At 72.1% G+C, this 12,918-nt stretch carries 11 protein-coding genes; 6 read left to right on the top strand and 5 right to left on the bottom strand.

Annotation, left to right across the window (positions count from 1 at the left end; all coding sequences use genetic code 11):
• Positions 1 to 55 precede the first annotated feature (55 nt).
• Positions 56 to 1,126, top strand: a complete 1,071-nt coding sequence (locus EL245_RS05195; protein ID WP_126382203.1) for a LacI family DNA-binding transcriptional regulator — start codon at positions 56 to 58, stop codon at positions 1,124 to 1,126.
• Between the two features lie 73 nt (positions 1,127 to 1,199).
• Here the strand turns inward: EL245_RS05195 and EL245_RS05190 are convergent, their stop codons facing one another.
• Positions 1,200 to 2,198: a sugar phosphate isomerase/epimerase family protein gene (locus EL245_RS05190; protein WP_126382202.1), complete on the bottom strand. Its 999-nt coding sequence runs from the start codon at positions 2,196 to 2,198 to the stop codon at positions 1,200 to 1,202.
• Positions 2,199 to 2,281: 83 nt separating this feature from the next.
• Entirely contained in the window at positions 2,282 to 3,481 is a 1,200-nt protein-coding gene (locus EL245_RS05185; protein ID WP_126382201.1) for a Gfo/Idh/MocA family protein, read from the bottom strand.
• A 187-nt stretch (positions 3,482 to 3,668) separates the two neighbouring features.
• Here EL245_RS05185 and EL245_RS05180 point away from each other — a divergent pair, with 187 nt between their 5' ends.
• Entirely contained in the window at positions 3,669 to 4,721 is a 1,053-nt protein-coding gene (locus EL245_RS05180) for a LacI family DNA-binding transcriptional regulator (protein ID WP_126382200.1), read from the top strand.
• Between the two features lie 64 nt (positions 4,722 to 4,785).
• Here the strand turns inward: EL245_RS05180 and iolG are convergent, their stop codons facing one another.
• From iolG to EL245_RS05165, 3 genes are all read right to left on the bottom strand, one after another.
• Positions 4,786 to 5,775, bottom strand: a complete 990-nt coding sequence (gene iolG, locus EL245_RS05175) for an inositol 2-dehydrogenase (RefSeq protein ID WP_126384090.1) — start codon at positions 5,773 to 5,775, stop codon at positions 4,786 to 4,788.
• Positions 5,776 to 5,855: 80 nt separating this feature from the next.
• Entirely contained in the window at positions 5,856 to 6,941 is a 1,086-nt protein-coding gene (locus EL245_RS05170; protein WP_126382199.1) for a transaldolase family protein, read from the bottom strand.
• Between the two features lie 175 nt (positions 6,942 to 7,116).
• Positions 7,117 to 7,863 (bottom strand): GntR family transcriptional regulator, encoded by a 747-nt coding sequence (locus EL245_RS05165; RefSeq protein WP_126382198.1) that lies wholly within the window; start codon positions 7,861 to 7,863, stop codon positions 7,117 to 7,119.
• Between the two features lie 247 nt (positions 7,864 to 8,110).
• Here EL245_RS05165 and iolC point away from each other — a divergent pair, with 247 nt between their 5' ends.
• From iolC to iolD, 4 genes are all read left to right on the top strand, one after another.
• The gene (gene iolC / locus EL245_RS05160; RefSeq protein ID WP_126382197.1) at positions 8,111 to 9,103 is read left to right on the top strand and encodes a 5-dehydro-2-deoxygluconokinase; all 993 of its coding nucleotides are present in this window, start codon (positions 8,111 to 8,113) and stop codon (positions 9,101 to 9,103) included.
• A 1-nt stretch (position 9,104) separates the two neighbouring features.
• Positions 9,105 to 9,983 carry a Cgl0159 family (beta/alpha)8-fold protein gene (locus tag EL245_RS05155; RefSeq protein ID WP_126382196.1) on the top strand — a complete coding sequence of 293 codons (879 nt, stop codon included), beginning with the start codon at positions 9,105 to 9,107 and terminating at the stop codon, positions 9,981 to 9,983.
• 66 nt (positions 9,984 to 10,049) lie between these two features.
• Positions 10,050 to 10,931: a 5-deoxy-glucuronate isomerase gene (gene iolB, locus EL245_RS05150; protein WP_126382195.1), complete on the top strand. Its 882-nt coding sequence runs from the start codon at positions 10,050 to 10,052 to the stop codon at positions 10,929 to 10,931.
• Between the two features lie 50 nt (positions 10,932 to 10,981).
• The gene (gene iolD, locus EL245_RS05145; RefSeq protein WP_126382194.1) at positions 10,982 to 12,886 is read left to right on the top strand and encodes a 3D-(3,5/4)-trihydroxycyclohexane-1,2-dione acylhydrolase (decyclizing); all 1,905 of its coding nucleotides are present in this window, start codon (positions 10,982 to 10,984) and stop codon (positions 12,884 to 12,886) included.
• Positions 12,887 to 12,918 lie beyond the last annotated feature (32 nt).

Raw genomic sequence — 12,918 nt, 5'->3', positions numbered from 1 at the left:
CCGGCGCCCAGGGCGGCGGAGGCAGAGCGCCGGGCCGGTCGAGGGAGGGAGGACCATGCCCGACGTGCAGGCACCGGCGCCCGGAGGCGGGGTGCGCCGGGTCACCCAGGCCGACGTCGCCCGCGAGGCGGGGGTGTCCCGCGGCCTGGTCTCCCTGGCGCTGTCCGGGTCGACCCAGGTCTCGGCGGCCAGCCGCGAGAGGATCGTCGAGGCGGCGCGACGCCTGGGCTACCGGGTCAACGCGACCGCGGCCTCGCTGGCCTCAGGACGCTCCGGCCTCATCGGCCTGGTCCTGCCCGACCTGCGCAACCCCTTCTTCGACTTCCTCGCCCAGGCGCTTCAGGAGGCCGCCGGGCAGCGTGGCCTGACCGTCCTCATCGTCCTGTCCCGGGGGGAGGGTGAGGGACAGGAGGCCGTCGACGCGCTCGTCGGCATGCGTGTCGAGGGGCTCATCCTCGTCTCCCCGGCCATGGGCGCCTCCGCGATCCGTGCGCTGGGACGCGAGATGCCGGTGTGCCTCGTCGGGCGGATGGACGTCGGGGGCTCGGTGGACACCGTGCGGCTCGACGAGGCCGCGGCGGCGGTGGCCGTCGTCGAGCACCTGGCGGGCGTCGGGGCGCAGCGCCTCGTCTACGTGTCGCCGGCCTCCGGCCAGGACCCCAACGCCGCCGAGCGCGGTGGGGCGCTCGCGCGCGCCGCGGACGAGGCGGCGATGCCCTTCCACGTCGTCGTCGACGGCCCCCAGGGCGCCGCCTCGGACCTGCGCCGGGCGCTTGCGGCGACGCGGGCCGCAGGCGCGGGGCGCACGGGGGTCGTGGCCCACAACGACGTCATCGCCCTCGACGCGCTCGCGGTCCTGGCCGGGCTGGGAGACAGGGTCCCTCTCGTGTCCTACGACGACACCTTCCTCGCCCGTCGCGAGGAGTTCTCGATCACGAGCGTCGAGCAGCCGGTCGCCGCGATGGCCCGCGACGCCGTCGGCTTCCTGTGCCAGCGCTCGGGTCGTGACCCGGCGGGAGGTCCCGGGCTGTCCGCCGCCCAGGCCCTGGCCGCCAAGGGGCGCAACGTGACCGTGGCCCCGGTCCTGGCGGTCAGGCGCTCCTCCGCACCGGCCCGGGGCTCCTGACCGCCTGCCCCGGGGGCACTCAGGGTGCTCAGGGCAGGCGGGTCAGCCAGGGCAGTCAGAGCAGTCAGAGCAGTCAGAGCCCCGCCGCGGCCCGCAGGAGGTTGCCCGCGGAGATCTCGAGGCCCTCGACGTTGCCGTAGCCGGCGTCCTCGTGCTCGATGTTGACGCACATGTCGGGCTTGACCTCGGCCACGGCGCGCAGGAACTCGGTCCAGTACTCCGTGTCGTGCCCCAGGCCGAAGGCGACGAAGCGCCAGGCGGGGTCCTGGGGCCAGGCGTTGCACCAGTACCCGTAGGCCACCGGTACCTTGCCCTCGGCCTGAGCCGGAACGTGTCCGAAGTCGGTGTCGAGCACGCCGCGGTAGGCCGCGCCGGGCAGGACCGCGGTGTCCTTGGCGTGAACGTGTCCGACGAGGGGACCCAGGCGCCGGGTCGCGGCGATCGGGTCCATCTGCTGCCAGAACAGGTGGGAGGGGTCCATGTTCACCTTGATGTTCGTGGCCCCGGTCTCCTCGATCAGCCGCTCGAAGGACGGGACGTTGAACACGAGGTTGCGCGGGTGCAGCTCGAGGCAGACCTGGACGTCGTTGTCGCGGGCCAGGGCGTCGACCTCCTTGAAGAAGGGGACGACCACGGACCACTGGTAGTCGAGGATCTCCATGTCGATGCCGTTCCAGGGGTTGACGACCCAGGAGGGGTAGCGGGCCGAGGCGTCGGTGCCCGGCGTCCCCGACATCGTGACGATCTCCTTGACGCCGAGCAGGCCGGCCAGACGGATCGTGGTGCGGATGTCCTCGGCGTGCTTGAGCCCCTCGTTGGGCAGGGGCGAGACGGGGTTGCCCGAGGTGTTGAGCCCCGTCAGGGCGATGCCGTGCTCGGCGAAGACCCCGAGGTACTCCTCGCGCGCGGCCGCCGAGGCGAGCAGGGCGTCGACAGGGCAGTGCGGGGAGGGGATGAAGCCTCCGGCGTTGACCTCCGCCCCGGACAGGCCCGCGCCCTTGAGGACGTCGAGCGCCTCGCCCAGGGGCAGGTCGTGAAGGCAGGCGGTGTAGGCGCCGTAGCTGAGGGTCATGGTGGTGCTCCTTGGTGCTCGGTAAGTGCTCGGTGGATGATCGGTGGTGCGGGGGCCCGGTGGTCTCGGAGGCGAGAGGGCGGTCAGGCCAGGTCGGACACGTCGACGGCGGCACCACCGGCCGCGGCCGAGCGCGCGATCGCGTCCATGATGAGCATCTCGCGGTAGCCGTCGGCGAAGGTCGCGCAGGGCGGGAAACCGTCGGTGACGCCTGCGACCTGCTGGAGGAAGGCGTAGGCCTGGTAGGTGAACTGCTCGATCTGGGTCAGGCCCACCCCGCCGAAGGCCATGGACGAGCCTCGGGCGAAGTAGGGGAACTCGGGGTTGACCAGGACGGTCCGTGCCCCGCCCAGGCCCGCGGGGGAGTGGATGTCGTCGACCTTGATCTCACCGGTGCGGGCCAGGTCCCAGCTCGCGCGGCCCCGCGACCCCATGACGTTGAGGATGAGGTCGTTGGGCATGTTCCAGGCGACGCGCGACACCGAGAAGGTCCCCACCGCCCCGGAGGCGAAGCGCGCGGTGAAGGTGGCGATGTCGTCGTTCTCCACGGGCTCGCGCACGAGGTCCCGCCCCGGGGCGCTCTCGGCGGTCGTGCCGCGACCGACGTGCCCGGCCACGACGGGGCGCTCGGTGATCGCCGTGGTCATGACGGCCCCTGACACCGAGACGATCGGGCCGGCCACGAGCTCGGCGCAGTCGATGAGGTGGCTGCCGACGTCCCCCAGGGCGCCCGAGCCCATCGGCCCCTTGTAGCGCCAGGCCATGGGCGTGGAGGGGTCGGCGCCGTAGTCGCACCAGTAGCGTCCGTCGATGTGGTGGACCTCGCCCAGGTGCCCGTCGGAAACGAGCTGGGCGATCTTGGCCAGGGCGGCGTTACGGCGGTAGGTGAAGCCGACTGAGGTGACCACACCCGCCCGCGCCTCCGCCTGGGCCATGGCGCGGGCGTTGTCGAGGGTGTCGGCCAGGGGCTTCTCGCACAGGACGTGCTTGCCCGCCTCGATGAGCGCCTCGGCGATCTGGCGGTGCAGGGCGTTGCCCACGACGATCGACACGATGTCGATCTCGGGGTCCTCGGCGACGGCACGCCAGTCGTCGACCGCACGGTCGTAGCCGTAGCGCTCAGCGGCGTCCTGCGCCAGGGGCAGGTGGGCGTCGGCGATGGTGGACAGGTGGACGCGGGGCAGGCCCAGGTCGAAGACGGTTCCGACCTGGCGCCACGCGTTGGCGTGGGTGGTGCCGGCCATGCCGGCTCCGATGACTGCGACGTTGAGGGAAGTGCTCATGGTGATGTCCTCGTTGACTGCGGATCTCTGGCCCGCCTGGCTTAACGCGCGTTAACAGGGTGTGTCGAGTATCGCCCCGTCGGGGGGTGGGTGTCAAGGCACGTGCCTGCTCCGTCGTGCCGCCGTCCTGGGCGGGAGGGCTCGGCATGACAGGATGGTGGTCCTGGCGTACGAGGCGGGAGGTGACATGTCGGGCACAGGTGGACGGGTCACGATCGCCACGGTCGCCCGGGAGGCGGGGCGGTCGATCTCGACCGTCTCGGCGGCGCTCAACGGCGCCCCGGGAGTGTCGGGTGCGACGCGCGCCGAGATCCTGCGGGTGGCGGCTGAGCTCGGCTACGAGGCGGACCCGCGCGCCAGGCTGCTGCGGGCCGCCCACACCGGCATCGTGGGGGTCAGCTGCATCGCGGGCCAGGCCTTCCAGGTCCAGCTCGTCGACGGCCTCTACCGTGCGGCGCGCGAGCACGGGCACGGGCTGAGCCTGACCGCCGCCACCGAGCACCACGGTGAGGTCGAGGGGGTGCGGGGCCTCGTGCGCGACCGGTGCGAGGGGATCGTCGTCGTCGACTCCAGGATCCCGTACGAGGACCTTGCCTCAGCCTCCGCGGGCCTTCCTCTCGTGGTCATGTGCAGGCCCAGCCCGGCGCCCGGCGTCGAGGCGGTGCGCTCGGACGACCGCGCCGGCATGACGGCCCTGGTCGAGCACGTCCTGGGCACCGGGCGCCGCGACCTCGTCCACCTCGACGGCGCGGGAGCCTCGTGCACCCAGCTGCGCTCCGAGGCCTTCAGGGCCGCGATGGAGGCCAGGGGCCTGCCCGGGCGGGTCGTGCCCGGCGGGCAGGACGAGGAGGCCGGCGTCAGGGCCGTGTCCGTCCTGGCCGGCCGGGGCTCGATGCCCCAGGCGTTGCTGTGCTACAACGACCACGCCGCGCTCGGTGCGCTGCTCGAGCTGCGTCGTCGGGGGCTGCGCGTCCCCCAGGACGTCGCGGTGGCCGGCTACGACGACATCCCCGTGGCCGGGGTCTCGGCCGTCGACCTGACCACGGTGCGCCAGGACGTCGAGGTGCTGACCGACACGGCCCTGCAGCGGCTGGCGGAGCGTCTGCCGTGCGCCACGGGCCGGCGCTCGCGGGCCGGCGGTGACCGGCCCGCCCGTGAGGACGGTGCCCCGCTCGGCGCCGTGGGAGCCGTGGAGCACACCGTCGCCCCCCACCTCGTCGTACGCGGGTCGACCGCCTGACCCCTCGGGGTCAGGCGGTCGACACAGGTTGCTCGGTGCCGCTGGAGCGTGCTGCCCGAGGCGCTCAGCCCAGGCGCACCGGCGCACCGGTGCGGGCCGACTCGGTGGCGGCCTCGGCCAGGCGCAGTGCCTCGATCGCGTCGGTGATCGAGGGGCTCACGGGTGAGCCCGACTCGACCGCCTCGATGAAGGCGGACAGCTCGAGGCGGTAGGCCTCGGCGTAGCGCTCGAGGAAGAAGTCGAGGTAGGGCTCCTGGGCGTCGGTGACCTCGGCGTTGGACAGGCGCACGGTCGTGGCCCGGATGTTGTCCGCCAGCAGCGCTCCGGCGGGGCCCGAGGCCTCGAGGCGCTGGTCGTACCCGGCGGCGCAGTGGCGGTTGTTGATGATGGTCGCCACCGCCCCCGAGGCGGTGCGCAGCGTGACGACCGCGGCGTCGAAGTCGCCGACGGCGGCGATCTCGGGGTCGAGGTTCTGACCCACGGCGTGGACCTCGGTGATGTCTCCCAGGAAGTAGCGGGCCGTGTCGAAGTCGTGGATCGTCATGTCGCGGAAGATGCCCCCCGAGACCTTGACGTACTCCACCGGTGGGGCGGCAGGGTCGCGAGAGATGATCGTCAGCTGCTCGAGCGGGCCGATGCGACCGGCCTCCACGGCGGTGCGCACCGCGGCGAACGAGGGGTCGAAGCGGCGGTTGAAGCCGAACATGACCGGCGTCGTCACGGCCTCCAGCTCGGCGCTGGCGGCGTCGACGTCCTCCATGCTCAGCGCGATCGGCTTCTCGCACAGAACCGCCTTGCCCGCTCGCGCCGCCGCCAGGAGGTGGGGCACGTGCAAGGGGGTGGGTGAGCCGATGACCACGGCGTCGACCTGGGGGTCGGCGAAGACGTCGTCGGCCTCCTTGCACGCGCGCGCCCCGTAGGTGGCGGCGAGGTTCTCGGCCGCGTCCCCGAAGGGGTCGCAGACGAGGGCGAGCTGGGCGCCGGGATGGGCGGCGATGGTGGCTGCGTGGACGTGGCCGATGCGGCCCGCCCCGATGATGGCGATCCTGAGCAAGGCAGGTCTCCTCACGTCGTCGTGGAGCTGGTGCGGTGGGGTGGTGGGGTGGTCGTCGGGGTCCTGGTGCGGGGTGCTGCTCACGGCTCGGGCATGATGACGTCGCGCACGAGGGCGTCGAGGTCGGCGTCGGCCGCCAGGAAGCCGCGCAGGGTGCGCACCGTGGCCCCGAAGGTGTCGAACTCCTCGACGCTCAGGCCCTCGGGCTCGTAGGCGCGGACGAACTCGGGGATGGACAGCAGGGTCCGCATGATGTCGGCGTCCACGGGGCGGTCCATGCGCGGCTCGACGGTGTAGTCCGAGGCGTTGATGAGGGCCTGCCAGGCGAAGGGCGGGGAGATGACGACGTCGCCGCCGACGAGCTCGGACCAGTGCATGACGTTGCGGAAGGCCGCCGACAGGAGCCGGGCGCGCAGGCCGCGGGCCTGGAACTCCTGGTAGGCGCGCTTGAACGCCGCCACCCCGGCCCACTCGAGGTGGCCCGGGTCGAGGAAGAGCTGCTCGCGCTTGGCCACGATCTTGAGCCAGTCGTCGAGGCGCCCGACCATGATGGTGACCACCGGCCCCATCGTCGAGACGTCCTTGCCCTCGGCCTCGCGACGCGCCAGGCCCCGTTCGATCGCCTCCCCGGCCCTCACCGCCTGGGCGACGGTGAAGGAGACGGTCACGTTGACCGACACGCCCCGGTAGGTGGCCTCCTCGATGGCCTCGATGCCGGTGCTCGTGGCAGGGATCTTGACGATGATGTTCTTGGCGAGCCCGGAGAACTCCTCGGCCTGGTCGGCCAGGGCCGTCGCGGAGCGCGCCAGGCGCGGGTCGGTCTGCATCGACAGACGGCCGTTGCGGCCCTTGTGCTCCTCGAAGATGTCCTCGTAGAGGGCGGCGCCCTCGATTGACATCTCGCGCACGACCTGCCAGCCGATCTCGGACTCGGAGGCCTCGGGCCGCTCCTGGGCGATCTGGGCGATGCGCGGCAGCCAGCGCTCCTTCTTCTGGTTGATGCACGTGTAGGCGATCGTCGGGTTGCAGGTCGCGCCCACGCCCCCGAAGGCGATCGACTGACGCAGCTCGTCGGGGTCGGCCGAGTCGTTCCACAGGGCCGTCGGCGTCGTGCGGGCGGCGGTCAGGAGAGGGCCGGGTGTGTACTCAGTGCTCGTCAGGCTCATCAGCAAGCTCCGTGGTTGAGGCTCTGCCGCCCGGCGTCCTCACCGGTGCGGCCCGTTGCCCCATTGAAGGCCGAGACGAGTCCACATGTCAACTATTTGTCTGGACAAATCAGGTTCAGGGCTGTGGTGCTGCGGCGGGACGGGGAGGGTGCCCGCCGGGGGCGCGCGGCGGTGCTCAGGACGTGAACAGCGTGGTCACGAAGGTGTAGCGCGAGGCGCGGTAGAGGTGGGTGCCGTACTCCACCGCCCTGCCCTCGCGGTCGTAGGCGGTGCGAGCCACCGTCAGGAGGGCGGCTCGCCGCTTGTCGGCGAGCAGCTCGGCCTCCTTGGCGGTGGCGTTGCGCGCCCCGACGACCTGGGTCGCGGTGGTCGGCACGATGCCGCGCTCGCGCAGGAGGTCGTAGAGCCCGGCCGCGCTCAGCTCCTCTTTGTCGGGGGCGATGTCCCCGGGCAGGAGGTTGGTCATGAGGGCGATCGGCTCGCCGTCGGCCAGGCGCAGCCGGCGCACGAGGACGACCTCGGTGCCCGGGTCGACGCCGAGGTGCTCGGCCTCCTCGGCGGTGGCCCGGTGCCGGTCGTAGTCCAGGATCCGGGTGGAGACCTCGTGGCCCGCGGCCCGCAGGTCCGACAGGAGGCTCGACAGCTCCATCGACCTGCGCACGTGCGGGGAGGTGACGACCGTCCCGGCGCCTCTGCGGCGCGTGACCAGACCCCGGTCGGCCAGGTGCTGGAGGGCCTGGCGCGCGGTGGGGCGTGAGACGGACAGGCGTCTGGCCATCGAGACCTCGTCCTCCAGGCGGGTGCCGGGCTGGAGCGTCCCGTCGACGATGAGTGCGGCCAGGGGGTCGGAGATCTGGGCGTGCAGGGGGGTGGGGCTGGAGCGGTCGATGGTGACCTCGAGCCTGAACGGGTCGTCTGGCATCCTGGACCTCCGGTTCTGGGACTGTGTCATCATACGTCCCACGCCTCCCGTGCGCTCCCGGGGCGCCTGGTCGACCCGATTTGTTCGGACAAAGATGTTGACCTCCGTGTCTCGGTGAGGCAGGCTTCTGCCTGAGGGCGCCGTAGCCCGCCCTGCGGGACCCGGCCTCGTCGACGCCGTCGATCCTCGTCGACCCCGTCGGTCCTCGTTGATTCCCGACGGCGCGGCACAGGGAAGGATGAACCGCATGACCGCACCGACCAGCACCCCGCCGCTCGACGTCCTGACCATCGGGCGCTGCGGCGTCGACATCTACCCCCTCCAGGTCGGGGTGGGGCTGGAGGACGTGGAGTCCTTCGGCAAGTTCCTGGGCGGCAGCCCGACGAACGTCGCCGTCGCCGCGGCCCGCTACCGCCACCGCTCAGCGGTCGTCACCGGCGTGGGTGACGACCCCTTCGGCCGCTTCGTGTGCTCCGAGATGCGTCGGCTGGGCGTCTACGACGACTACGTCGTGACCAAGCCCGCCTTCAACACCCCGGTCACCTTCTGCGAGATCTTCCCGCCCGACGACTTCCCGCTCTACTTCTACCGCGAGCCCTCGGCCCCCGACCTGGAGCTGACGGGCGAGGACCTGCCCCTCGAGGCGGTCCGGCAGGCCCGCATCTTCTGGGTCTCGGCCACGGGCCTGAGCAAGGAGCCCTCGCGCTCGACCCACCATGCCGCCCTGGACGCCAGGGCCAGGGCCGAGCACACGATCATCGACCTCGACTTCCGCGCCAACTTCTGGCCCGACGAGGCCGTGGCGCACGAGGAGGTCGCGGCCGTCCTGCCCAAGGTGACCGTCGCGATCGGCAATCGTGAGGAGTGCCGGGTCGCGGTGGGGCAGACCGATCCCGAGCGCGCCGCCGACGCCCTCCTCGAGGCCGGCGTCGAGCTCGCGGTGGTCAAGCAGGGGCTTGAGGGGACCCTGGCCAAGACCCGTGAGGAGCGGGTCGAGATGCCGGTGACCCCGGTGACGACGAAGAACGGCCTGGGTGCCGGCGACGCCTTCGGGGGCGCCCTGTGCCACGGCCTGCTGTCGGGATGGTCGCTGGCCAGGACCGTCTTCGCGGCCTCGACGGCCGGTGCCATCGTCTCCTCGCGCCTGGAGTGCTCGACGGCGATGCCCACCGAGCCCGAGCTGCTCTCGCTCATGAGGGTCCACCGTGAGCGCTGCGCCCCCGCCCTGGAGGAGCTGTGAGATGGGACGGACACCGCTGACCGACAGGATCGTCGAGATCCGTGCCTGCGCGCCGGAGCAGATCGCCCGGACGCTGGCTGAGCGCCCCCGCGGCCGGATCCCAGGGGGCGGCGCCAAGCTCCTCGTCATCGCCTGCGACCACCCCGCCCGCGGGGCGCTGGCGGCTGGCGACAACCCCATGGCGATGGCCTCGCGCGAGGAGACGCTCGCCCGCTGCGTCGAGGCCCTCTCGCGGCCGGGGGTTCACGGGTTCCTGGGCACCGCCGACCTCATCGAGGACCTCGCCCTCCTGGGGGCGCTGGACGGCAAGCTCGTCTACGGCTCGATGAACCGGGGCGGCCTGGCCGGCTCCTCCTTCGAGATGGACGACCGCTTCACCGGCTACGACGCCTCCGGGATCGTGGGCTCCCGGCTCGACGGCGGCAAGATGCTCCTGCGCGTCAACGACACCGATCCCGGAAGCGTGGCGACGCTGGCGGCCTGTGCCCAGGCGGTCGACGAGCTCGCCCGAGCGGGGGTCATGGCCATGGTCGAGCCCTTCATCTCCCGCTGGGAGGGCGGCAGGATCGTCAACGACCTGAGCCCCGAGGCGGTGATGCGGTCGATGGCCATCGCCTCGGGCCTGGGGTCGACGAGCGCCTACACCTGGCTCAAGCTCCCCGCGGTCGACCAGATGGAGCGCGTCATGGAGGCATCCACCCTGCCGTCCCTCATCCTGGGCGGCGCCGTGGGCCCCGACGCCGCGGCGGCACGCGCCTCCTGGGCCAGGGCGCTGTCCCTGCCGACCGTCAAGGGCCTGGTCATCGGCCGGTCCCTGCTCTTCCCGCCGGACGACGACGTCGCCGCGGCGGTCGACGGCGCCGTCGGGCTGCTCCGGTGAGCGCCCAGGACCGTCCGTCGACCTCCCAGCCCTCCAGGACTTCTCATGACACTGAAGGAAAGAGATATGAGCACCACCCCGCCCACCGACGTCCACGTCCGCGCAGGGTCCAGCGGCCACGGCCCGCTGACCGTCGACCTGACACCCGCTGACGCGGGCTGGACCTACTGCGGCCTGCGCGTCGCCGAGCTCGAGGCAGGCCAGGACCTCGTCCTGGAGTCGGGCGAGTCCGAGCTCCTCGTCCTGCCGCTGGTCGGCGGCGCCGTCGTCGAGGTCGACGGCGTGCGCCACGAGCTGGCCGGACGGACCGGGGTCTTCGAGGAGACCACCGACTACCTCTACGTGCCCCGGCACCGCTCGTTGACGCTCACCTCGCCGGAGGGCGGGCGCATCGCGCTGCCCTCGGCACTGGCGGTGCGTGACCTGCCGGTGCGCTACTTCGGCCGCGAGCAGGTGCGCACCGACCTGCGCGGAGCGGGGGACTGCTCGCGCCAGGTCAACAACTACGCCCTCGACAACGGGGTCGAGACCTCCCACCTCATCTGCTGCGAGGTCCTGACCCCCGGGGGCAACTGGTCCTCCTACCCGGCGCACAAGCACGACGCCAAGGGCGTCGACGAGCGCGAGCTCGAGGAGATCTACTACTTCGAGATCGCCCCGGGCCCCGGCGGCGAGCCCGGCTTCGGCCTGCACCGCACCTACGCCTCGAGCCCGCAGCGCCCCATCGACCTGTGCGCCGAGGTCCGCCACGGCGACGTCGCCCTCGTCCCGCACGGGTACCACGGCCCCTGCGTGGCCGCCCCCGGCTACGACATGTACTACCTCAACGTCATGGCGGGCCCCGACGAGGACCTCGTGTGGCTGGCCCCCGACGACCCGGCCCACCACTGGATCCGGGGCACCTGGGAGGGCCAGGAGATCGACCCCCGCCTGCCCATGACCCGCTGAGACCGGCACAGACCAACCCGTCCACCCACGACCTGAGAAGAGCACGCACCGTGAACGAGGCCTACGCAGGCACGATCCGCCTGACCGTCGCCCAGGCGACCATCCGATTCCTGTCCAACCAGTACTCCGAGCGCGACGGCGTCGAGCACCGGCTCATCGAGGGCGCCTTCGGCATCTTCGGGCACGGCAACGTCGCCGGCATCGGCCAGGCCCTGCTCCAGAACGAGGTGGCGCCCGTCGACGGCGAGGCGGAGATGCCCTACATCATGCCCCGCAACGAGCAGGGTGCCGTCCACGCCGCAGCGGCCTTCGCCAAGGTCCGCAACCGCATGTCGACCTACATGGTGACCGCCTCGATCGGTCCGGGCTCTCTCAACATGGTGACCGGGGCGGCCCTGGCCACGACCAACCGGGTCCCGGTCCTCTTCCTGCCCTCCGACCAGTTCGCCACCCGCGTCCCTGACCCGGTGCTCCAGCAGCTCGAGGACCCCACGACCCTCGACGTCACCGTCAACGACGCCTTCCGGCCCCTGTCGCGCTTCTTCGACCGGGTCAACCGGCCCGAGCAGCTCATCCCCTCGCTGCTGGGCGCCATGCGGGTCCTCACCGACCCCGCCGAGACCGGCGCCGTCGTCATCGCCATGCCCCAGGACGTCCAGGCCGAGGCCCACGACTGGCCGGTCGAGCTGTTCCGCAAGCGGGTGTGGCACGTGCGCCGCCCACCGGCCGAGCCCGCCGCCCTGGAGCGGGCGGCCGCCCTCATCAGGGCGGCCCGGCGCCCCATGATCATCGCCGGGGGAGGCACGATCTACTCTGAGGCCACCGAGGAGCTGCGCGCCTTCGCCGCCGCCACGGGCATCCCGGTGGCCGACACCCAGGCGGGCAAGGGCGCCATCAACCACGACCACCCCTGCTCCATCGGCGGCGTGGGCTCCACCGGAGGGGATTCGGGCAACCACATCGCCGACAAGGCCGACCTCGTCATCGGTATCGGCACCCGCTACTCCGACTTCACGACCGCCTCGAAGACGCAGTTCAAGAACCCTGAGGTGCGTTTCGTCAACATCAACATCACCCCCTTCGACGCCGCCAAGGAGAGCGCCGAGATGGTCGTGGCCGACGCCCGGGAGGCCCTCGTGGCCCTGGGGCGGGTCCTGGGGGACTACCACGTGAGCGAGGACTACTCGCGTGAGGTCGCCGCGGAGAAGGAGGCCTGGGCCCGGGCCACCGACCGCTGCTTCCACCTGGGCCACGGCCCGCTGCCCGCGCAGACCGAGGTCTTCGGCGCCCTCAACGAGCTCATGGGGGACGAGGACATCGTCATCAACGCCGCGGGCTCCATGCCCGGGGACCTCCAGGCGCTGTGGCGCGCCTCCACCCCCGTGCAGTACCACGTCGAGTACGCCTTCTCGTGCATGGGCTACGAGATCCCGGCCGCCCTGGGCTGCAAGCTCGCCCGACCGGCCTCCGAGGTCGTGGCCATCGTGGGGGACGGCACCTACCAGATGCTTCCCATGGAGCTGGCCACCGTCGTCCAGGAGAACGTCAAGGTCATCTACGTCCTGCTCCAGAACCACGGGTTCTGCTCGATCGGCGCCCTGTCGGAGTCCCGCGGCTCCCAGCGCTTCGGCACGAAGTACCGCCAGCGCGGGACGGGCTCGCACCTGGAGGACTCCGAGACGGTCCGCGGGGTCGACATCGCCGCCAACGCCGAGTCCTGGGGGCTCACGGTCTACCGCGTCTCGAGCATCGAGGAGTTCAAGGAGGCCTACGCCGCTGCCCACGCCGGTGACGAGGCCGCCATGATCCACATCGAGACCGACCTCTACGGCCCCAACCCTCCGGGCTCGTCGTGGTGGGACGTCCCGGTCTCCGGTGTCTCCCGCCTGGAGTCCACCCAGCAGGCCTACGAGCGCTACACCGAGGACCGCCGTCCACAGCGCCACTACCTGTGACCTCTGCCTGTCCCTGGGGGCCGGTCCTGACG

The sequence above is a fragment of the Actinomyces howellii genome (assembly GCF_900637165.1).
In the GTDB taxonomy this organism is placed as follows: domain Bacteria; phylum Actinomycetota; class Actinomycetes; order Actinomycetales; family Actinomycetaceae; genus Actinomyces; species Actinomyces howellii.
Note: the sequence above shows the minus strand (reverse complement) of the source record. Positions and strands in the feature narration are given on the sequence as shown.

Bases quoted from the DNA above. Each gene is read 5' to 3' on its own strand.
- EL245_RS05190 (WP_126382202.1), bottom strand. From the start codon at position 2,198: ATGACCCTCAGCTACGGCGCCTACACCGCCTGCCTTCACGACCTGCCC.
- EL245_RS05185 (WP_126382201.1), bottom strand. From the start codon at position 3,481: ATGAGCACTTCCCTCAACGTCGCAGTCATCGGAGCCGGCATGGCCGGC.
- EL245_RS05195 (WP_126382203.1), top strand. From the start codon at position 56: ATGCCCGACGTGCAGGCACCGGCGCCCGGAGGCGGGGTGCGCCGGGTC.
- iolB (WP_126382195.1), top strand. From the start codon at position 10,050: ATGAGCACCACCCCGCCCACCGACGTCCACGTCCGCGCAGGGTCCAGC.
- EL245_RS05170 (WP_126382199.1), bottom strand. From the start codon at position 6,941: ATGAGCCTGACGAGCACTGAGTACACACCCGGCCCTCTCCTGACCGCC.
- EL245_RS05180 (WP_126382200.1), top strand. From the start codon at position 3,669: ATGTCGGGCACAGGTGGACGGGTCACGATCGCCACGGTCGCCCGGGAG.
- EL245_RS05155 (WP_126382196.1), top strand. From the start codon at position 9,105: ATGGGACGGACACCGCTGACCGACAGGATCGTCGAGATCCGTGCCTGC.
- EL245_RS05165 (WP_126382198.1), bottom strand. From the start codon at position 7,863: ATGCCAGACGACCCGTTCAGGCTCGAGGTCACCATCGACCGCTCCAGC.
- iolC (WP_126382197.1), top strand. From the start codon at position 8,111: ATGACCGCACCGACCAGCACCCCGCCGCTCGACGTCCTGACCATCGGG.